The organism is Amycolatopsis rhizosphaerae (assembly GCF_007713715.1).
Lineage (GTDB): Bacteria > Actinomycetota > Actinomycetes > Mycobacteriales > Pseudonocardiaceae > Amycolatopsis_E > Amycolatopsis_E rhizosphaerae.
Genome location: NZ_VJWX01000061.1, coordinates 1 through 22,426 on the forward strand (window position 1 = coordinate 1; position 22,426 = coordinate 22,426).

The 22,426-nt window shown below is 70.6% G+C and carries 6 protein-coding genes and 1 pseudogene; all 7 read left to right on the top strand.

Translation table 11 applies throughout. The annotated features are described in order from the left end of the window. Positions 1 to 24: 24 nt before the first annotated feature. Positions 25 to 9,153: pseudogene (locus FNH05_RS09270) on the top strand (amino acid adenylation domain-containing protein); the annotation flags it as partial. Next, positions 9,150 to 12,413, top strand: a complete 3,264-nt coding sequence (locus FNH05_RS09275; RefSeq protein ID WP_144586922.1) for a non-ribosomal peptide synthetase — start codon at positions 9,150 to 9,152, stop codon at positions 12,411 to 12,413. The pseudogene FNH05_RS09270 and the gene FNH05_RS09275, both read left to right, overlap by 4 nt. Then, on the top strand, positions 12,410 to 17,992 hold the full coding sequence (locus tag FNH05_RS09280) for a non-ribosomal peptide synthetase (protein ID WP_222426560.1): 5,583 nt from the start codon (positions 12,410 to 12,412) through the stop codon (positions 17,990 to 17,992). The genes FNH05_RS09275 and FNH05_RS09280 overlap by 4 nt, the downstream gene beginning before the upstream one ends. Before the next feature lie 125 nt (positions 17,993 to 18,117). Next, positions 18,118 to 19,404 carry a cytochrome P450 gene (locus tag FNH05_RS09285; protein WP_144586923.1) on the top strand — a complete coding sequence of 429 codons (1,287 nt, stop codon included), beginning with the start codon at positions 18,118 to 18,120 and terminating at the stop codon, positions 19,402 to 19,404. Beyond that, complete coding sequence (locus tag FNH05_RS09290; RefSeq protein ID WP_144586924.1) at positions 19,401 to 20,426, top strand: ATP-binding cassette domain-containing protein; 1,026 nt, start codon at positions 19,401 to 19,403, stop codon at positions 20,424 to 20,426. Before FNH05_RS09285 ends, FNH05_RS09290 begins: the two co-directional genes overlap by 4 nt. Positions 20,427 to 20,451: 25 nt before the next feature. Next, a complete protein-coding gene (locus FNH05_RS09295; RefSeq protein WP_281287601.1) occupies positions 20,452 to 21,183 on the top strand; it encodes an ABC transporter permease in 732 nt (243 codons plus the stop codon). A gap of 57 nt (positions 21,184 to 21,240) precedes the next feature. Continuing rightward, positions 21,241 to 22,398, top strand: coding sequence for a nucleotide disphospho-sugar-binding domain-containing protein (locus FNH05_RS09300; RefSeq protein ID WP_186382463.1), 1,158 nt, complete (start codon positions 21,241 to 21,243; stop codon positions 22,396 to 22,398). The last annotated feature ends 28 nt before the right edge of the window (positions 22,399 to 22,426 follow it).

Here is a 22,426-nt window from a genome sequence, read left to right on the forward strand (position 1 = left end):
CGGCTGATCAGCCGGGTCCGGTCGGTGCTGGGGGTGGAACTCCCGGTGCGTGCGGTGTTCGAGACCCCGACCGCGGCCGGACTGGCCGCGCGCCTGGATGCCGCCACCGCGCCACCGCAGCCCCCGTTGCGGCCGGCCGCGCGCGCCGAGGTGGTGCCCCTGTCGTTCGCGCAGCAGCGGCTGTGGTTCCTCCACCAGTTGGAAGGGCCGAGCCCGACCTACAACATCTCGTTCTGCCTGCGGTTGCGGGGCGTGCTGAACCGCGAAGCGCTGACCTCGGCACTGCGGGATGTTCTCGCCCGGCACGAAACGTTGCGCACGATCTATCCCGAGGTCGACGGCGTCGGCCGCCAGCAGGTGCTGGACCGGGTTTCCGTCGATCTGGTGGTTTCCGATGTGAGCGCGGCACAGCTCACCGACGCCATCGAACGCGCGGCCCGCTACTCGTTCGATCTGGCGACCGAGATTCCCCTGCGCGCCGAGCTGCTCGTCACGGCGCCGGAAGACTGTGCGTTGGTGCTGGCGCTGCACCACATCGCCGCGGACGGTTCGTCGATGAAACCCCTGGTGCGGGAGCTGGCGTCGGCCTACGAGGCGCGATGTGCCGGGAAGGCACCGGACTGGGAGCCGCTACCGGTCCAGTACGCGGACTACACGTTGTGGCAGCGGGAACTGCTGGGCGAGGAATCCGACCCGTCGAGCACGGCGAGCACCCAGGTGGAGTTCTGGCGCGCGGAACTGCGCGGAATCCCGGAACAGCTGAACCTCCCCTACGACCGTCCACGACCGACGGTGACCTCGTATCGCGGTGACCAGGTCGAGGTGGCGCTGTCCGCGGACGATCACCGTGCCGCGATCGCGGTGGCGCGATCGAGTGGGGTCACGGTCTTCATGGTCCTGCAAGCCGCCCTGGCGTCCCTGTTGACGCGGCTCGGTGCCGGAACGGATGTTCCGCTGGGCAGTCCCGCCGCCGGACGGACCGATGACGCACTGACCGACCTGGTCGGATTCTTCGTGAACAGCCTGGTACTGCGGACGGACACCTCCGGCGAGCCGACCTTCCGGGAGTTGCTCGACCGGGTGCGCGCGACCGACCTCGCCGCCTACGCGCACCAGGATCTGCCGTTCGAGCGTCTGGTCGAGATCCTCAACCCCGCCCGCTCCGCCGCACATCACCCGCTGTTCCAGGTCATGCTCGGGCTTTTCCCCTATTCGGATACGCATTTCGAGCTGCCCGGCCTCGACGTGACCACCACGGACATCAACACCCGCACCGCCAAGTTCGACCTGTTCTTCCTGCTGAACGAACAGCGGAACTCCGGCGGCGCTCCCGCGGGAATCACCGGTGTGATCGAGTACAGCACCGATGTGTTCGATCGTGCGACGGCGGAGCACCTCGCGGCTCGCTGGACCGGATGGCTGAGTGCCCTGCTGGCCGATCCCGATCTTCCCATCGGTGCCCATGATGTGCTGCTGCCTGCCGAACGCGGCCAGTTGCTCGCGTGGAACGAAACGGCGGCCGAAACTCCGCCCGAGATCATGCCGGAGATGTTCGAAGCCCGGGTACGAGAAGATCCGGAAGCGATTGCCGTCGCCTGCGGCGACGTGGAGTTGAGCTACGAGGAACTGAACGTCCGGGCGAACCGGCTGGCGCGGGTGCTGATCGAGTCCGGTGTCGGACCCGAGTCGATCGTGGCCGTCCTGATGACCCGCTCACCGGCGTTGCTGGTCACCCTGCTGGCCGTGCTGAAGGCCGGTGGCACGTATCTCCCGCTCGACCCCGAATATCCCGCCGACCGTCTCGGCTACATCCTCGGCGCCGCCGGACCCGTCCTGATGGTGACCACCACGGACATCACCGACGTGCTACCGGACTATGCGGGGACCCGCCTGGTGCTGGACCACCCGGACACTGTCGCGCGGCTGGCGCGGCAGGCGGCGACGAACATCGACGACGGTGACCGTGTCCGGCCCTTGAGGGCCGAGCATCCGGCCTACGTCATCTACACGTCCGGATCGACCGGCGTGCCGAAGGGTGTCGTGGTCACGCACGCGAACCTGACGAACTTCCTCACCGCGATGCGCGAGCCGTGCGGTCTGACCCCTGCCGACCGCCTGCTGGCGGTGACCACGGTCGCCTTCGACATCGCGGCGCTGGAGCTGTACCTGCCGCTGGTCCACGGCGCCCAGGTGGTACTCGCGCAGGAGAAGACGGTCCGCGATCCGATGGCACTGGCCGCCCTCGCCGCCACCCGCGGTTGCACGGTCGTGCAGGCCACGCCGACGATGTGGCAGGTGCTGCTGGGCACGACGGCGGACGCGTTCCGGGACGTGCGGATGCTGGTCGGTGGCGAAGCACTGCCGGCGGGGCTGGCCGTCCGGATGCGCGAGCGGTCGGCCAGGGTCACCAACCTGTTCGGCCCGACGGAAACCACGATCTGGTCCACGATCGCCACGGTGCCCGACGACGAACGCACCCCGCCGATCGGCCGTCCGATCGCGAACACCCAGGTGCACGTGCTCGATGGCGAGTTGCGTCCGGTGCCGATCGGGGTCGCCGGCGAACTGTACCTCGCCGGTGACGGCCTGGCCCGCGGCTATCTCGGACAGCCGAAGCTCAGCGCCGAGCGGTTCGTCGCGAACCCCTTCGGCAGGCCGGGGACGCGGATGTACCGGACGGGCGATGTGGCCCGCTGGAACCGGAACGGTGAGTTGGAATTCGTCGGCCGGGTCGACCACCAGATCAAACTTCGCGGGTTCCGCGTGGAGCTCGGCGAGATCGAGAGCGTGCTTTCGCGCCATCCCGATGTCGCGCGGGCCGCGGTGGTCGCCACCGAACAGCAGCAACTGATCGCCTACGTCACCCCGCTCGACCGGCCGCAGTCGTCCGATGACGACGGAGTGGTACGGCAGCAGGTTGACGACTGGCAACAGGTTTACGATTCCGCGTACGAGGAAGAAGCGAAATCCGGAGATTTCAGCGAAAGCTTCTCGGTGTGGCGGAGCAGCTACGACGACGCGCCGATCCCGCTTTCCGAGATGCGTGCGTGGCGGGACACGACGGTAACGCGAATCCGGGGACTGCGGCCACGGCGCGTACTGGAGATCGGCGTGGGGTCCGGTTTGCTGCTGTCGAAGTTGGCTCCGGACAGCGAGGCCTACTGGGCAACGGATTTCTCGCCCATCGCCGTGGCGGCGCTGGAGGAAGTCGTCGCGGAAAACCCGGATCTGACCGACCGGGTCGTGTTGCGAACGCAACCCGCCGACTGCTTCGACGGCCTGCCCGCGGACTTCTTCGACACCATCGTCATCAATTCCGTGGTGCAGTACTTCCCGAACGTGGACTACCTCGTATCCGTGCTGCGGCAGGCCATGAGCCTGGTGGTCCCGGGTGGCGCGGTGTTCGTCGGGGATGTGCGCAACCACCGTCTGCTGCGGTGCTTCCGCGCGGCCATCGAGGTGCTCCGCCATCCGGACGGGGATCCGGCGCAGTGGCACCGATCCGTGGCGCAGGCCGTGCGGCGGGAAAAAGAACTGCTGATCGATCCGGAGTTCTTTCCGGCCCTGGGCCAGGTGCTCCCCGACGTTCCGTCGGTGGAGATCGGTGTCAAACGCGGTGTGGCCCCGAACGAGTTGAGCCGCTACCGGTACGACGTCGTGCTGCGCAGGACCAGCGGCTCCGGAGCCGAGTCGGTGGACGAGCCGCGGGAACTGCGGTGGGGTGCCGACGTGGCCGATCTCGGGGCGCTGGAAGCCCACCTGGCCGCCTCCGGCGCGGGGGCGGTCCGGGTGACCGGCATGCCCAATGCCCGCCTGCTGCCCGAACTGGCCGCGCTGTCCGCCGTCGACGAACGAACGCCGGCGTCGCCGGCGGCACCGGTGGACCCGGATGCGTTGTACGACTTGGGAACCCGACATGGATTCCTTACCGGCGTAGCCTGGTCCCCCGGCGCCGAAGACGGCAGTGTCGAAGCCGTTTTCACCCGCGACCCGTCGCATGGCGTTGGCGCGGTGGGCATCGTGTATCCCCTCGTGGCCGGAAGCCGTCCGTTGGCGGGGTACGGGAATGATCCGGCCAGGCCTTACCAGGCCGATGCGCTGGGCCGGTCCCTGCGGTCCTACCTGCGGCACTGGTTGCCGGAATACATGGTGCCGGCCGCGGTGACCGTGCTGGACGAAATGCCGTTGACGACGAACGGAAAGGTCGACCGCCGGGCACTGCCCGCGCCGGCGCTCGCCGGATCGGCCGCTTCCCGTGCGCCGCGGTCCCCCGCCGAAGAGATCCTGTGCGGGCTGTTCGCCGAGGTGCTGGGGCTGGACTCGGTGGGGATCGACGACGGGTTCTTCGACCTCGGCGGGCACTCCATCCTGGCGATCAGGCTGGCCAGCAGGATTCGGACGGTGTTCCAGCGGGAAATGCCGGTGTGGACGATCTTCGAGGCCGCGACGGTGGCGCGGTTGGCGGCTCGGCTCGAGGGCGCCGATGCCGGCCGCGCCGCACTGGTGCCCGCCGAGCGTCCGCGGTACGTCCCGCTGTCGTTCGGCCAGCGCCGCCTGTGGTTCCTGCACAAGCTGGAAGGCCCGAGCCCGACCTACAACATGCCGATAGCGCTGCGCCTGTCCGGGAATCTCGACCAGGCGGCGCTGGAAGCGGCACTGACCGATGTCGTGCACCGGCACGAAGTGCTGCGCACCGTATTTCCCGAACACGACGGAGTCGCGTACCAAAGCGTGCTCGACGCCGGCGAAGCGCGTCCGGAGGTCTCGGTCGTCGATGTCGGCCCGGACGGACTGCAGGCCGCCGTGCTCGAGGCGGCGAACCACGCCTTCGATCTGGCCACCGAAATCCCGTTCAGGGCATTCCTGTTCGCGCTCGGCGAGAACCAGTACGTGTTGCTGCTGCTGGCACACCACATCGCCGTGGACGGTCTGTCCCTGCGGCCGTTGAGCCGGGATCTCGCTTCCGCCTACGCCGCCCGGCGGGCCGGTCAGGCGCCGTCCTGGAGCGAGCTGCCCGTGCAGTATGTCGACTACACGCTGTGGGAGCGGGAGATCCTGGGCGGGGAAGACGACCCGGACAGCGCGATCGGCCGTCAGGTGGAGTTCTGGCGGCGAACCCTGGCCGATTCCCCGCAGCTGATTTCCCTGCCGACGGACCGGCCTCATCCGGCCGTGCCGACGCACCGGGGCGATGACGTGCGGTTCACGGTGGACGCCGCGACCCATGCCGCGATGGTGGAACTCGCCCGCAGCCACGATGTCACGATGTTCATGGTCGCGCAGGCCGCGATCGCCGCCCTGCTGACCAAACTGGGCGCCGGCACCGACATCCTGATCGGCAGCCCGGTCGCGGGGCGGGCCGACAGCGCACTGGATGATCTCGTCGGCTTCTTCGCCAACAATCTCGTGCTCCGCAACGACACCTCGGGCGATCCGACCTTCGCCGAACTGCTGACCCGGGTCCGGAAGGCCAACATAGCCGCCTACGCCAACCAGGATGTGCCGTTCGACCGGCTGGTCGAGGTGCTCCAACCGGAACACTCGCTGGCCCACCACCCGCTGTTCCAGATCAGCCTGGCCTATTCCAGCGGTACCGACGAGAAATGGGAACTGGACGGACTTCAGGTCGACATCGCCGATTTCGGTTCCGGCGGGGCGAAACTGGACCTCCAGTTCGGACTCGAGGAGACGCGCACCGCGCAGGGCCGTCCCGCCGGCATCGACGGGGTCCTGCAGTTCGCGGTCGACCTGTTCGACCGCGAGTCGGTCGCGCGGGTCGCCGCGCGCCTGACACGGTTGCTGTCGGCGGTCGTCGCGGCTCCCGATCGCCGGTTGAGCGAGGTGGAGGTGCTGTCCGACCGGGAACGTCACCGGTTGCTGACGGACTACAACGCGACGGACAGGGCGGTACCGGCGGCGACGATTCCGGCGTTGTTCGCCGAACAGGTCGCACGGAGACCGGACAGCCCGGCGGTGGTGTTCGAGGACGAGACCGTGTCGTACCGGGAGTTGGACGCGCGGGCCAACCGGTTGGCGCGGTACCTCCTGGGATGCGGGGTCGGGCCGGAAAGCCGGGTGGCGGTGGCCCTGCCGCGGTCGACGGAGATGGTCGTGGCGGTGCTGGCGGCGCACAAGGCCGGGGCGGCCTACCTGCCGGTCGATCCCGACTATCCGCCGGAGAGGATCGAGTACATCCTCACGGATTCGGTGCCGTCGTGCGTGCTGACGACCACGGCGATCGCGGAGCGGCTGCCGTCGACACCGGGCACGGTCGTGCCGGTGGACGAGGCCGCCACCGCGGCCGCGATCGTATTGTTGCCGGACACCGATCTCGACGAGGGCGATCGGCTCGCTCCGCCGGGCGCCGATTCCCCGGCCTGGGTGATCTACACGTCGGGTTCGACGGGTCGGCCCAAGGGCGTCGTGGTGCCGCATCGCGGGATCGCCAGCCTGGTCGCCGCCCAGATCGAGCGGCTCGAGGTGGGGCCGGGCAGCCGGGTGTTGCAGTTCGCATCGCTGAGTTTCGACGCGGCCGGCTGGGAGATCTGCATGGCGGTGCTGTCCGGTGCCTGCCTCGTCGTGGCCCCGGCATCCCGGCTGGCGCCGGGAGAACCGCTGGCGGAACTGCTGTCTCGCCAGCGGGTGACGCATGCGACGTTGCCGCCGACCGCGCTGGGCGCGATGTCCGCGGAGGGACTGCCTGCCGGGATGACGCTGGTGGTCGCCGGGGAGGCGTGCGCACCGGAGTTGGTCGCCCGGTTCTCGACCGGCCGCCGGATGATCAACGCGTACGGCCCGACCGAGACGACGGTGTGTGCGACGATGAGCGCGCCGTTGTCGGGCGCGGTCGCACCCCCGATCGGCCGGCCGATCGTGAACACCAGAGCATTCGTCCTGGATGCTTCGCTCCGCCCGGTGGCCCCGGGCGTGGTGGGAGAACTGTATGTGACCGGTGCCGGACTGGCGCGCGGCTACCTCGCGCGGCCCGCGTTGACCGCGCAGCGTTTCGTGGCGTGTCCGTTCGCCGGTTCCGGTACGCGGATGTACCGGACCGGAGATCTGGCCCGCTGGAACTCCCAGGGGCAGCTCGAATTCGCCGGCCGGGCCGACCGGCAGGTGAAGGTGCGGGGCTTCCGCATCGAGCCGGGTGAGATCGAGGCGGTGCTCACCGCGTTGCCGGACGTGAGCCGGGCCGTCGTGGTGGTACGGGAGGACCGGCCGGGGCACCGGCGGATCGTGTCCTATGTGGTCACCGGTGCCGATCCGGCCGCGTTGCGCGCGCGGGTGGAGGATCTGCTGCCGGACTACCTCGTGCCTTCGGCGTTCGTGCGGCTGGAGGCCTTGCCCCTGACGCCGAACGGGAAGATCGACCATGCCGCGCTGCCGGCACCGGAAACCGACCCCGGCGCCGGCCGGCGGCCGCGCGGGCACCACGAAGAGACCCTCTGCCGCATTTTCGCCGAGGTGCTGGGGTTGGCCGAGGTGCATCCCGGGCAGGACTTCTTCCGGCTCGGTGGCGACAGCATCCTGTCCATCGAACTGGTCGCGGGTGCCCGGCGCGCGGGGCTGGGACTGACCGTCCGCGATGTCTTCCTGCACCGCACGGTCGAGGCTCTCGCCTCCGTGGCGACCGGTGTGGAATCCGGCCGGGCGGGCCACGACGAGAACCACCGCGCGATGGATCCGACACCCATCATCGCGTGGTTGCGGGAACTCGGCGGACCGTTCGACGGCTACAACCAGTCGGTGGCCGTTCAGGTGCCCGCGGGCGCTCGGATCGGTGAGCTGCGGACCGCCCTGCAGGCAGTGCTCGACCGCCATGGATCGCTGCGGTCGCAGTTGACCGTTTCTGCGGATGGCCGCTGGAGCCTGGCGCCCTCCGGGCGGAGTTCCGCCGGGGAGGTGCTGTCCCGAGTGGACGTCCACGGGCTGGCCGGTGAGCAGCTTGCCGCCGTGGTCGCGGCGGAAGGCGAAGCGGCGCGGCTGCGGCTGTGCCCGGCGGACGGTGTGATGTGCCAGGCGGTGTGGTTCGATTTCGGCGAGGACCGTGCCGGCCGCCTGCTGCTGGTTCTCCACCATCTGGCCGTGGACGCGGTGTCGTGGCGGATTCTGCTGTCGGACCTGGCATCGGCCTGGCGGAGCGCGGTGGCGGGTGAAGTCCCCGTCGTCGAACCGGTCCTGACCTCGATGCCGACCTGGGCGCTGGCGCTGGCCGAAGAGGCTCGCCGGCCGAGCCGGGTCCGCGAACTCGAGGTGTGGCAACGGGCGCTGGCTCCGGCCGCGCCGAACCTGGGCAGCCGTCCGCTGAACCCCGCCCTCGATGTCGCCCGGACGGTCCGGTCCCTCTCGGTGAGCTTGCCCGCTGAGCAGACTGGCGCGTTACTGACCGCGGTGCCCGCCGCGTTCCACGCCGGCATCAATGATGTGCTGCTGACCGCACTCGCACTCGCGGTCGGCCACCGGCGGGGAGTAAGTCCGCGCTCCGGCAGCGAAGTCGTGCTCGACCTGGAGGGACACGGTCGCGAGGACATCGTTCCCGGCCTGGATCTCACGCGGACCGTGGGGTGGTTCACCAGCCTCTATCCGGTGCGGCTCGATCCGGGACGGGTGGACTGGCAAGAGGTACGAGCCGGTGGCCCGGCCGTCGGCCAGGCGCTCAAGGCGGTCAAGGAGCAGCTCCGGGGGCAGCCGGACAACGGTATCGGCTACGGCTTGCTGCGCTACCTCAATGAGGAGACCGCGCCGGTGCTCGCGGCGCTTCCCGGTCCCGAACTTTCGTTCAACTATCTCGGGCGGTTCGGCTCGGTCTCGGGTGATCACACCGAACCCGCCGACTGGGAGCAGGTCTCGGACATCCCCCTGCCCGCGCACCGGGACGCGGAGCAGCCCGTTGCGCACGTCCTCGAAATCAATGCCGCGGCGAGGCGCGACGCCGATGGTCTGCACCTGGTGGCCGACTGGTTGTGGCCGGAGGCGTTGCTGGCCGAAGACGAAGTCCGTGAGCTGGCCGAGGCCTGGCTGACCGCGCTGCGCGGGCTGGTCCGGCATGTCGAGAGCCTGGCCGCCGGTGGCCACACCCCCTCGGATCTGTCACTGGCGCTGGATCAGGGCGAGATCGACGAACTGGAAGAAGAACTGGGGACGTTGCGGTGAACGAGCAAGGCGTGGTGACTCCCGAGCTGTTCGCGAGGCAGGTGGCACTGCGGGGCGCGGACGAGGCCGTGGTCGCGGAGGCAGAGTCCCTGTCGTACGCGGAGTTGGAGGCGCGGTCGAACAGGCTGGCCCGGTACCTGGTGTCCTTGGGTGTGGGGCCGGAGCGGTTGGTGGGGGTGATGCTGCCGCGGTCGGCGGAACTCGTGGTCACGTTGCTGGCGGTGCACAAGGCCGGGGGAGCCTACGTGCCGTTGGATCCGGCCTACCCGGCCGACCGGCTCGAGTTCATGGTCGCCGACTCCGCACCCGTGTGCGTGGTGACGACGCGAGAGCTGGCGGACCGGCTGCCGGAGGGCTCTCCCCCGGTGGTGGTCGACGACCCGGCGGTGTCCGGTGCGGTGGCCGGGCTCTCGGACGCCCCCGTGCCGGACGGCGAGCGGTGGGCGCCGCTCGGTGCCGACTCGCCGGCGTGGGTCATCTACACGTCGGGTTCGACCGGACGGCCCAAGGGCGTGGTGGTCACCCATCGCGGCATCGGGAACCTGGTCGCCGGGCAGAGCGAGCGGTTCGCTATCGACCACCGCAGTCGTCTGCTGCAGTTCACCTCGCTCAGCTTCGACGTGGCGGCCGCCGAGATCTACGGAACCCTCCTTTGTGGAGGGTGCCTGGTGCTGTCGGAAGCAGGCCTTGCCGGGTTGGCCGAGGTGGTGGCGGCACGGGGGGTGACGCACGTGATGATGCCGCCGGTGGCGCTGGGGACGGTGCCGGAAGATGCGCTGCCGCCGGGGATGACCCTGGTGGTGGGGGGTGACGCGTGTCCGCCGGAGCTGGTGGCGCGGTGGGCTCCCGGCCGTCGGATGGTCAACGCGTACGGCCCGACGGAGGCGACGGTCGTCGTGACGCTGAGCGAGCCGTTGTCTCCCGGGGACGCGGTGGTGCCGATCGGCCGTCCGATCGTGGGCGCGCGGGTGTTCGTGCTGGACAAGTGGTTGCGTCCGGTGCCACCGGGCGTCGTCGGCGAGTTGTACGTGGCGGGCCCGGGATTGGCCCGCGGCTACCTGGGGCGGGCGGCCTTGACCGCGGAGCGGTTTGTCGCCTGTCCGTTCGGCCCGCCGGGCACGCGGCTGTACCGGACCGGGGATCTGGCGCGGTGGAACCAGCAGGGCGAGCTGGTGTTCGCCGGACGGGCGGACGCTCAGGTGAAGGTGCGGGGGTTCCGCATCGAGCTCGGCGAAATCGAGGCCGTCCTGCTGCGGCATCCCGCGGTGGGGCAGGTCGCGGTGATCGTGCGGGAGGACCGGCCGGGCGACCGCCGGTTGGTGGCCTACGTCGTGCCGAGCGGCGAGCCGGCTCCAGTGGACGAGTTGCGCCGCCATGTCGCAGGCCGGCTCCCCGAGTACATGGTGCCCTCGGCGTTCGTGACGCTGGACGCGCTGCCGGTGACCCCCAACGGCAAGCTGGACCGGGCCGGGCTGCCCGCACCCGTCAACGAGGTCGAGCTCGACGTGGCCGACGGCCCGCGCGACGCCCGCGAGGAGCTCCTCTGCGGTCTGTTCGCCGAGGTGCTCAACCTGTCCCACGTCAATGCCGACCAGGACTTCTTCACCCTCGGCGGCGACAGCATCATCTCCATCGAACTCGTCGGCGCCGCACGCCGCGCCGGTCTCGCCCTGACGGTGCGGGAGGTCGTCGAACTGCGCACCCCGGCCGCGCTGGCCGCGGTGGCCACCTGGGACGAACCCCCGGCGGCCGGACCGGACGACGACGCCGACGGCGAGTTCGGCCCCATGCCGATCATGGGTTGGCTGCGCGAGCTCACCGACCACTACGACGGCTTCAACCAGTCCGCCGCGGTGCGCCTGCCGCGCGGCATCCGGTCCGAAGACCTCGAAACGGCGCTGCGGGCGGTGGTCGACCACCACGAGTCGTTGCGCCAGCGGCTCACCGTCGCACCGGACGGCCAGTGGAGCTTCACCGTCCGGCCGGTGGGTGAACCCGCCGTCGCCGACCTGCTGACCCGGGTCGACCTCGCCGGGGCAACCGACGAGGAGATCGCCACGAGGACCGCGGCCGAGGCCGAGGCCGCACGGGACCGGCTGGCCCCCCGCGACGGCCTGCCGCTGCAGGCGGTGTGGTTCGACCTGGGCCCGGCCCGGCCCGGACGGCTGCTGCTGGTCGTGCACCACCTGTCCGTCGACGTGGTGTCCTGGCGGATCCTCCTGCCGGACCTGGCACTGGCCTGGCGGCACGCGGCGGCAGGCAGCACGCCACTGCTGGCTCCGGTGCCGACCTCGGCCCGGAGGTGGGCCCGGGGGCTGGCCGAGGCGTCCCACCGGCCGGACCGGGTGGTCGAGCTCGGCACCTGGCAGCGGTTGCTGGCCGGGGCCGAGGCGCCACTGGGCACGCGAGCTCTCGACCCGGCGGTGGACGTCGCCGGCACTCTGCGCCACCTGTCCACCACGCTGCCGGCCGAGCACACCGCGCCGCTGCTGACCACGGCCCCGGCGGCGTTCGACGCCGGGGTCAACGACGTGCTGCTCACCGGGCTGGCGCTCGCGGTCAACAAGTGGCGGGACCGGACCGGCGGCACGGTACTGCTCGATCTGGAGGGCCACGGCCGTCAGGACGTGGTGCCCGGAGCCGACCTGTCCCGCACGGTGGGCTGGTTCACCAGCCTGTACCCGGTGCGGCTGGATCCCGGCCCGGCCGACTGGCGGGAGATCAGTGCGGGCGGGCCGGCGATCGGCCGCGCGCTCAAGGCGGTCAAGGAACAGCTGCGCGCCCTACCCGGCCACGGCATCGGGTTCGGCCTGCTGCGTTACCTGAACCCGGAGACCGCGTCGGCACTCGCCGGCCTGCCGTCCCCGCAACTGGGGTTCAACTACACCGGCCGGTTCGGCGTCAGCTCCGGTGACAGTGCCGGGGAGGACTGGGGCCAGGTGGACGACATCGGCAAACCCCCGGTCCTCGACCCCGCCCAAGCCGTACCGCACGTACTGGAGATCAACGCGGCGGCGGTGGACGGACCGGACGGGCCCAGCCTCTCGGTGACCTGGGCCTGGCCCGGGACGCTGCTGGCCGAGCCGGACGTGGCCGGGTTGGCCGAGGCCTGGTTCGACGCGCTGCGGGCACTGGCCCGGCACGCGGCGGATCCGAGCGCGGGCGGCCTCACCCCGCCGGAGCTGTCGATCGCCCTCGCGCAGGCCGAGATCGACGAACTGGAAGCTGAACTGGAAGCCGAACAGGGGGCTCTGGAGTGACCAAGCTTGAGGACGTGCTGCCGCTCACGCCGTTGCAGGAGGGCATGTTCTTCCACGCCATCTACGACGAGGACGGGGTCGACGTCTACCAGGCGCAGTGCGTGCTGGCGCTGGCAGGCGAACTGGAGCCCGAAGTGCTCCGGACGGCCGCGGCCGGCCTGGTCCAGCGGTACCCGGTGCTGCGATCCGGTTTCCGGCTGCGCAAGACGGGCGAGCCGATCCAGGTGATCTACCGCGAGGTCCCGCTCGACTGGTCCGAAGTGGACCTCTCCGGCTTCGACGCCGAGCGGCGGGACGGGGAACTCGGCAAGCTGCTGGCCGCCGACCGGGTGGCCCGGTTCGACCTCAAGCGACCGCCGCTGCTGCGGTTCACCCTGGTCAAGATCGCCGCCGACGAATACCGGCTGGTGCTGACCAACCACCACATCCTGGTCGACGGCTGGTCCCTGGCGGTGCTGATCGACGACCTGTTCGCGCTCTACGCCAGTGGTGGCGACCCGGCCGGGCTGCCCAGGGTCACCCCCTACCGCGACTTCCTGACCTGGGTGTCCGAACAGGACCCCGCGGATTCGCTGCGGGTGTGGCAGGTGGCACTGGCCGGACTGGACCGGCCGACGCTGGTGGCTCCGGGCGCGGGCCTCGGCTCAGAACTGCCCGCGCAGCTCGACGTCCGGCCGGACCCGGAGGTGGGCGCACGACTCCGGCAGCTCGTCCTGTCCACCGGCCTGACCGCGAACACCCTGGTGCAGGCGGCGTGGGCGAGCGTGCTCGCGGCCGTCACCGGACACGACGACGTGGTGTTCGGCACCCTCGTGTCCGGCCGCCCGCCGGAGATCGACAACGTGCGGAACATGGTCGGGATGTTCCTCAACACCGTGCCGGTGCGGGTCCGGCTGCGGCCCGAGGCGACCGCCGCGGACAACCTCGCCCGGCTCGCGGACGAGCAGTCCCGGCTGATGGCGCACCAGCACCTCCGGCTGACCGACGTCACCCGGCAGACCGGCCTGGCCACCCTGTTCGACACGTTCGTGGTGTTCGAGAACTACCCTGTCGACCTGTCCGCGCGGCAGATCACCCCGCGGGTGCGACTGACCGGGATCAGCGGCGATGACGCCGCGCACTACCCGCTCCGGCTGGCGGTCCGGCTGACCGGCGACCGTCTGCAGGCCGTGCTGGAGTACCGGCAGGACCTGTTCGACGACACCACGGCACAGTGGGTGGCGGACGCGTTCGCGAGCGCGTTGCGGCGGCTGGTCGACGCGGCGGACACCCCGCTGGGCCGGCCGGTCACCCTGGCCGAGGCCGACCGGGTCGCGCTGTTCGGTGACCTGGCCCCGGAATCCGCCCCCGCCCGGACCGGCGACGCGGCACCCGCGTCCCGCGCACGGGATCCGCGAGGGGAGATCCTGTGCGGCCTGGTCGCCGACGTGCTGAACCGGGAACGGGTCGGGCCGGACGAGAACTTCTTCGCCATCGGCGGGCACTCGCTGAGCGCCGTCCGGTTGCTGTCCCGCGTGCGGGCCGTGTTCGGCGTGGAGCTGCCGGTGCGGGCGGTCTTCGAAGCGCCGACCGTCTCCGGTCTTCTGGCGCGGCTGGACGAGGCGGACCTGGCCAGGCCGGCACTGCGGCGGGCGGCGAGGCCGGACCGGCTCCCGTTGTCCTTCGCCCAGCAGCGGCTGTGGTTCACGCACCAGGTCGAGGGCCCCAGCGCCAACTACAACCTGCCGATGGCGGTGCGGCTGACCGGCGAACTCGACCAGGCGGCACTGGTGGCCGCGCTCGGCGACGTGGTGGGCAGGCACGAGAGCCTGCGCACGCTGTTCGTCGAGGTGGACGGCATGCCCTACCAGCACGTGCTGCCGCAGGCCCAGGCGCGCCCGGTGGTCGAGTTCGCCGAGGTCTCCGCGGATGAGCTGGCCGAGGCGATGCTGCGGGCCGCGACCACCCCGTTCGACCTGGCCACCGAGTTGCCGATGCGGGCCTGGGTGTTCGCCACCGGCCCGCGCGAGCACGTGCTGTTGATGGTGGCCCATCACATCGCCAGCGATGGCTGGTCCGCCGGGCCGCTGACCCGCGACCTGGTCACCGCGTACACCGCGCGTCGCGCCGGACGGCGTCCCGACTGGCCGGAACTGCCGGTGCACTACGCGGACTACACGCTGTGGCAACGGGAACTGCTGGGCTCGGAGTCCGATCCGGACAGTCTGGTCAGCACCCAGCTGGAGTTCTGGCGGCAGTATCTTGCCGGGCTGCCCAGCCAGCTCGACCTGCCCACCGACCGGCCCCGCCCGGCAGCGCCGAGCTACCGGGGCGATTCGGTGGCCTTCGAGGTGGACGCCGCCGTGCACCGCGGGCTGGCCGACCTCGCCCGCACCAGCCAGTCCAGCATGTTCATGGTGGTGCACGCCGCGATCGCCGGCCTGCTCACCTGGCTGGGCGCGGGTACCGACGTGCGGCTCTGCACCGTGGTCGCCGGCCGGAACGACCAGGTGCTGGACGAGCTGGTCGGGTTCTTCGTGAACACCCTGGTGCTGCGCACGGACACCTCGGGCGATCCCGGCTTCCGGGATCTGGTCGGCCGGGTCCGGCAGGCCGACCTGGCGGCGTTCGCCCACCAGGATGTGCCGTTCCAGCGCGTGGTGGCGATGGCCAACCCGGCGCGGTCCGCCGCACAGCACTCGCTGTACCAGGTGATGCTGGTGTTCCAGAACAACGAAGGGCCGGCGCTGGACATGCCCGGCCTGAGCGTCGCGGCCGAGGACTTCGGCATCGGCGTCGCCAGGCTCGACCTGTCCTTCACCGTGGCCGAGCGGTTCGCGGACGGGGCGCCGGACGGGATTCGCGGCACGCTGGACTACGCCACCGACCTGTTCGACGCCGAAACCGCGCAGGCCATCGCGGACCGGCTGGTGCGGCTCCTGGCGCAGGTCGCCGACAACCCGGACCTCCACCTCGGCGGGCTCGACCTGCTGTCCGCGGCGGAGCGCCGCCGGCTGGTGGCCACCGGCGGCGACGCCGAACCGCCTGCCAGCCTGGCCGCCCTGTTCGCCGCCCAGGCCACGAAGACCCCGGACCACCCGGCGGTCGAGGATCGCGGAGTGACCGTCAGCTACGCCGAGTTGGACGCGCGCGCCAATCGCCTGGCGCACTACCTGATCGGCCTGGGCGTCGGGCCGGAAGACGTGGTCGCGCTGGCCTTGCGCCGGTCCGCCGAATTCGTGGTGGCGGTACTGGCCGTCACCAAGGCCGGGGCCGCGTACGCGCCGGTCGATCCGGACGATCCCGCCACCCGGTTCGACCACCTGCTCGCCGACCTCGCTCCGGCGGTGGTGCTGACCACCCGGTCCGTCGACGGGCCGGCACCGGGAGGCGCCAAGATCATCGAGCTGGACGACCTCGACCTGACCGGGCTGCCCGCCACCGAGCCGGCCGACGCGGTTCGCGGCGCGCCACTGCGGCCCGGACACCCCGCCTACGTGCTGTACCCCCCCGGCACCGCCAGGAGCTCGCGCGGGGTCGTGGTGACCCACGAGGGGCTTTCCGGCCTCGCCGCCCACCAGCGCGCGCACTACCGGATCACGCCCGAGTCCAGGGTGCTCCAGTTCGCCTCACCCGGCGCCGACGAGTCGGTCGCCGAGCTGACCCTGGCCCTGCTGTCCGGCGCCTGCCTGGTGGTGCCGCCGCGTCAGCCCGCCGGCGCGGACCTGGCCCGCGAGCTGGACCGGCTGCGCATCACCCACGTGCACGTGCCGCCGTCGGCGATGCTCGGCGTGCCCATGGTGCCGCTGCCGCACCTGCGTGCCTGGATCACCGGCGCGGAACCCTGCCCCGAGAAGCTGATCGACCACTGGGCCCGGGACCGGCTGGTGGTCAACGCGTACCGGCAGACCGAGGCGACCGTCGACGTGACCTTCGCGCGGTGCCGGCCCGGCGACCGCTCCCCCGGCATCGGCAGGCCGATCCACGGCGCACGGACCTACGTGCTGGACGCGGCGCTGCGTCCGGTGCCGCCGGGAGTGACCGGGGAGCTGTACATCGCGGGCTCCGGCCTTGCCCGCGGCTATCTCGGCCGGTCCGCGCTGACCGCCGAACGCTTCGTGGCCAACCCGTTCGGCCCGCCGGGCGCACGGCTGTACCGCACCGGGGATCTCGCGCGGTGGCGGCGCGACACCGGGCCGGAGGCTGAGGCCGCGGGCTGGCGGCTGGATCTGGTGGGCCGGGTGGACGATCAGGTCAGGATCCGTGGCTTCCGGGTGGAACTCGGCGAGGTCGAAGCGGCGCTGCGGCAGCACGACAGAGTCGCCGCGGCGGCAGTGGTGGCGCGCGAGAGCCGCTCAGGCGAGCGCAGGCTGGTCGCCTACGTGGTGCCGTCCGGCGAGCCGGCCCCGGCGGGTGAGCTGCGCGAGTATCTCGCCGCCCGGCTCCCCGGGTACATGGTGCCCTCGGCGTTCGTGGCACTGGCCGAGTTGCCGTTGACCCCCGGCGGAAAGCTGGACCAGGCCCGGCTGCCCGTGCCGCCCGCCGACGTGCGGCCGGTCGGCCGGGCGCCGAGAAGCGTGCGGGAATACGTGCTGTGCCGCCTGTTCGCCGAAGTGCTCGGGGTGCCCGAGGTCGACCCGGAGGACGATTTCTTCGAGCGGGGCGGCAATCCCCCGCTGTGCGCCCGGCTGGCCGCGCGGGTGCGCTCGGCGCTGGCCGTCGACCTGACCGCCCGCGCGGTGGTGGACGCGCCGACCCCGGCCGCCGTCGCCGCACTGCTGGATCGCACGGCCGGCGAACTGGACGTGTTCGGCCGGGTGCTGCCGCTGCGCGCCCAGGGCGACCTGCCCGCGTTGTTCTGCCTGCCCCAGATCACCGGGATGAGCTGGCGATATGTCAACCTGCTGAGCGCGCTCGATCCCCGGATCCCGGTGTACGCGCTGCAATCCAAGGGGCTTGCCGGGGAGCGCCCGCTGCCGGACGGCCTCGCCGGGATCGCCGCCGAACTCGCCGACACCATCCGGGGCATCCAGCCGGAGGGCCCCTACCACCTGCTCGGCTGGTCCTTCGGGGGCAACCTCGTGCAGCCGGTCGCCCTGGCTCTGCAGCGGGCAGGTCGGCGAGTGGGCCTGCTGGCGAACCTGGACGCGTATCCGCCGGAGCCCGCGCGCGTCGGCCGGCACGACGAGCACTACGTGCTGGCCACCATGTTCGCCGGATACGCCGAGTACTACGGCGACAAGGACGCACCGCGGCCGGACCTCGAGGGCCTGCGTGCCCAGGTTGTCGGCTACCTCGGGCGGGGCCGCAGCGAGTTGCACTACCTGTCGGTCGCCGAACGGTCCCGGGTCCTGGAAGTCATGGTCGGCAACGTGCGGGGCCTGCTGGCCGAGGAGCCGGAGCGCTATGCCGGTGACATGCAGCTGGTGGCCGTCAACCGTGGCCGCAAACCCTGGGAGACCCCGGAGAGCTGGGAGTCCCGTGTGGACGGAGCGATCCGGGTGATCACCACAGTGGACTGCCGGCACGAGGAACTGATGGACCCCGGACCGGTGGCCGACGTCTGCGCGGCGCTGAACCCGTTGCTGCTGGAAAAGTGATCGGGACCAGTCGGCTCCGCGGATCCGGCAGGGTGGGAAATCAGCGGTGGAGAACTTCGCCCGATAACTCGGCGATAAGTGGAATACCTAATCTTGGCGCAGGGCCGGAGCAAAGGAGCCGAGCGATGACGAACCCGTTCGAGGACGAAGACCATACCAGTCCTCGGCGAGCACGTGCCGCCCGGGAGTACGTACCGGATCTCGGAAATCCGGACCTGTACCGAACGGACGCCCGCTTCGCGATGTGGCGGGATTACGCGGTTGCCGACGAGCCGGTGTGGAGCGAACCGGGCAGCTCACCGCACGGCTTCTGGTCGGTGTTCTCCCATGAGGCCTGCCGCCGGGTTCTCGCGCCTTCGGCACCGTTCACGTCCGAGTACGGAATGATGATCGGGTTCGACGCCGAGACCCCGGACCGCGCCGGCGGAAGGATGCTGGTGGTCACCGACGGCGACCACCACACCCGTCTCCGGCGGCTGATAACACCGTTCCTGTCCCGGACGAACGCGACCACATTGGACCAGTTCATCGACGCCGAGGTGCGGAAATGCCTTTCCGAAGCCGTCCGGGCGGGCAGGGTCGACGTCGCCATGACCGTCGGGCCGAGACTGCCCGCCGCGGTGGTCTGCGAGATACTCGGCGTGCCGCCGAATGACCGGGAACGACTCGTCGAACTGACCAATCATGCTTTCGGTGGCAGCGACGGGACGTTCGACAAAATGACGCCCAGTGAGGCGCATTCCGAAATTCTGATGTATTTTTACGAACTCGTGGAACGGCGGCGATCCGCCCCCGGCGACGATCTGGTGAGCACGCTGCTGTCCGACGGCAGGCTCAGCGTCCAGGACGTGTTGTTCAACTGCGACAACGTGTTGATCGGCGGCAACGAGACGACCCGGCATTCGATCACCGGGTGCTTCCACGCGTTGAGCACCGTTCCCGGCGCGCTGGACCGGCTGCGGGCGGATCCCGCGCTGATCCGGACGGCCGTCGAAGAAGTGATCCGGTGGACGTCACCGGCGATGCACGTGCTGCGGGTCGCCACGGAGGAGGTCGAGGTTTCCGGGCGGGTCCTGCCGGCCGGAAGCCCGGTGGTGGCCTGGCTGCCCGCCGCCAACCGGGACGAGCGCGTGTTCCCGCACCCGCAGCGATTCCTGCTGGACCGGCAGCCGAACAAGCATCTCGGATTCGGCAACGGGCCGCATCACTGCCTTGGTGCGGCACTGGCACGCGCCGGCCTCGCCGCGTTGTTGCGGGTGCTCGTCGAGCAGGTGCGTTCGATCACTCTCACCGGCCCGCCGGAATGGCTGCGCAGCAATCTCACCCAGGGCTATCTGCATCTGCCCGTCGAACTTGATCCGATGCCGTCGGCGTTCGATCCCGGTGTCGCCGCGCAACGGGGAAGCCGATGACCGCCGCGATCCGGGCCCAGGGGCTGGTGAAGCGCTTCGGTGACGTCCGTGCCGTGAACGGCGTCGACCTCGAGGTGCCCGCCGGCACCGTACTCGGCCTGCTCGGTCCGAACGGGGCGGGCAAGACCACCATGATTCGCATGCTGGCCACCCTGGTGCCGCCGGACGCGGGGCAGGCCTGGGTGGCAGGCCACGAGATCAGCGAGCGGCCGGACCTCGTCCGCGAATCGATAGGTCTCACCGGGCAGTACTCCATGGTGGACATCGACATCTCCGGGCGCGAGAACCTGTACCTGTTCGCCCGGCTACTGGACCTTCCGCGGCGCACGGCATGGGCGAGAGTGGACGAACTGCTCGAGCGGTTGGAACTGACCAGGGTGGCCGGCCGGCTCGTGTCCACCTATTCCGGCGGACTCCGGCGCCGGCTGGACCTGGCGGCCAGCCTCATCGGACGGCCGAAGGTGCTCTACCTCGACGAACCGACGACCGGACTCGATCCCCACAGCCGCAACGGGTTGTGGGACATCGTGCGGGAACTGGTCGCGCAGGGCACCACCGTGCTGCTGACCACCCAGTACATGACGGAGGCCGAGGAACTGGCCGACCACGTGGCGGTCATGGACGACGGTGCCGTGGTCGCCTCCGGTCCGATCGCGGAGCTGTGCGCCAAGGTCGGCGGGACCGTGCTGCGTGTCCGGCCGGCACCGTCGGTGTCGCCGAAGGCGGTGGCGGCGGCGTTCACCGGCGCCGGGCTCGGACTGGTCAGGACCGACGACAAAACCGGCCTGGTTTCGCTGACGATCAGCCACGACGACCAGCTCACCAGGGCGGTCCGGACGCTGGGCGAAACCGGTCTGCCGCTGGTCAGCGTCGATACGCATACCCCCGGGCTGGACGAGGTGTTCCTCGCCCTCACCGGGCGCACACCGAACACCGAGACAAGGCGGAAGGCTGGCGAGGAATCGGATGGGACCTTTGCAGACCGACCTGCCCATTATGACCCCGGGCAGATCGACGACTGATCCCCGGCGGGTGTTCCGCCAGTCCATGGCGATCTGCCGGCGCAACCTCCTGCACATGCGGGGTTCACCGATGCAGCTGGTTTCCACGGCGGTCTTCCCGATGCTGTTCGGGATCGTCCTGATCTACGTTTTCGGCGGGGCGATCGGCAACGGCCGTATCGACTACAAGGAATACGTGCTGCCGGGCATCACGTTCCAGACCGTCGCCGTCGCGTCCAGACTGACCGGGATCTGGTTGAACCTGGACTTCACCAGCGGGATGATGGACCGGTTCCGCTCGTTTCCCATCGCGCGTTCGTCGGTACTGATCGGACGGATCACCGCCGATGTGTGCCGCATGGTCATCGCACTGGTCCTGATGTTCGCGTTCGGGTTCGCCATCGGCTTCCGGGCGTCCAGCCCCTTGGCCGTGCTCGCTTCGATGCTCCTCATGGTGGGTCTGGGCATGGCGCTGTCCTGGGTGTCGGCGTTCATCGGCCTGATGCTGCGGCGACCGCAATCCGTTCAGACGGCCGCCTCGATGTGGATGATCCCCCTGCAGTTCGGCAGCTCGATGTTCGTTCCGCTCGACACGATGCCGGGCTGGTTGCGGATATTCGCCGAGGTCAATCCGGTGACGCTGGTGTGCGACGCATGCCGTGCTCTCCTGGCCGGCACCGATGCCCTGATGCCGGTGGCCGGTACCGTTTTCTGGATCCTCGGTACGACCGCGGTTTTCGGCCCGTTGACCGTGATGCGGTACGCCCGCCGCGTCTGAACCGCACCCACCGCTCGCTCGCATCGGATGTGCGCGAAAGAAAGGACGACCAGGACGATGCGTGTTCTCTTCCTGCCGATCCCGGCGATCGGCCATGCGTATCCGATGGTGCCGCTGGCGTGGGCACTGCGCGCGGCCGGGCACGAAGTGCTGTTCGGCACCGCGTTGGGCGGTCTGGCCGTGGAAAAGGCGGGGCTTCCCGTCGTGGAGGTCGAGCTGGGACAGGACCGGCCGGAAGCGTTGGCGAAGTCGGCCGAGAAGTTGGCGGAAAAAGATCCCGCTCTCCATGCCAAACTGCGCGAGCGGGGTGACGCCGGGCTGGACTCCCTCGAGGAGGCGGTGCCGTTCTTCGCCGAGAGGTCCGCCGAGTTCACCGACGTGCTGGTCGACTTGGCCAGAGCATGGCGGCCCGACCTGGTGGTGCACTCGTCGTTGTACGGCGGTGCGTTGGTGGCGGCGGCAGTGCTCGGGGTGCCTTCGGTCGAGTGCCGCGAAGGCTTCGGCCGGAGCGAGCGCCTTTCGGTACTGATGTACCAGCACATGAAAGAGGTGTTCGCCGACTACGGCGCCACCGGCCTACCGGAGCGACGCGCCGGCACCGATTCCTGCCCGCCCAGCATGATCGATGGCCCGCGCGACGGCTGGCCGATGCGCCACGTTCCCTACAGCGGCGGCGCGCAGCTGCCCGCCTGGTTGATGCCGCCGATCGCCACACCGAGCCGCCCTCGGATCGGCGTCACCCTGGGCTCGGGCTCCGACGCCTGGAGGCTGGAGCTGGCGGCTTCGATCCTGGCCTCGGCAGCCGGCCTTGACGTCGAGTTGGTACTCGCGCTCGGCGATGTCGACCCCGACGCGCTCGGCGCGATCCCCCCGAACGCCCGGGTTTTCGGCTGGGTACCGCTGTCGGCCCTGGTGCCCACCTGTACCGCACTGATCCACCACGGTGGTGGGGGTACCACCCTGACCGCGCTGGAGGCCGGCGTCCCCCAGCTCGTGCTGGCCACCGGCGCGGACAACGGCATCAATGCCAGGGCGGTGCACAACCGCGGCGTCGGCATCTCGGCCAGGATCGAGGAGGTCGACACCGCCCTGCTGCACCGGCTGGTCACCGATGACGCGATGCGCTCGGCCGCCGGGCAGGTCCGGACGGAGATCTCCGCCATGCCCACCCCGGCCGAGGTCGTGCCCAGGCTGGTCAGCCTGTGCGAGCCGTGACAACCCCAAAGTGGACGGTGCCGTGAGG

Excerpts from the sequence above, each read along its gene's own strand:
- FNH05_RS09300 (WP_186382463.1), top strand. The coding sequence starts at position 21,241 with ATGCGTGTTCTCTTCCTGCCGATCCCGGCGATCGGCCATGCGTATCCG.
- FNH05_RS09295 (WP_281287601.1), top strand. The coding sequence starts at position 20,452 with ATGGCGATCTGCCGGCGCAACCTCCTGCACATGCGGGGTTCACCGATG.
- FNH05_RS09290 (WP_144586924.1), top strand. The coding sequence starts at position 19,401 with ATGACCGCCGCGATCCGGGCCCAGGGGCTGGTGAAGCGCTTCGGTGAC.
- FNH05_RS09285 (WP_144586923.1), top strand. The coding sequence starts at position 18,118 with ATGACGAACCCGTTCGAGGACGAAGACCATACCAGTCCTCGGCGAGCA.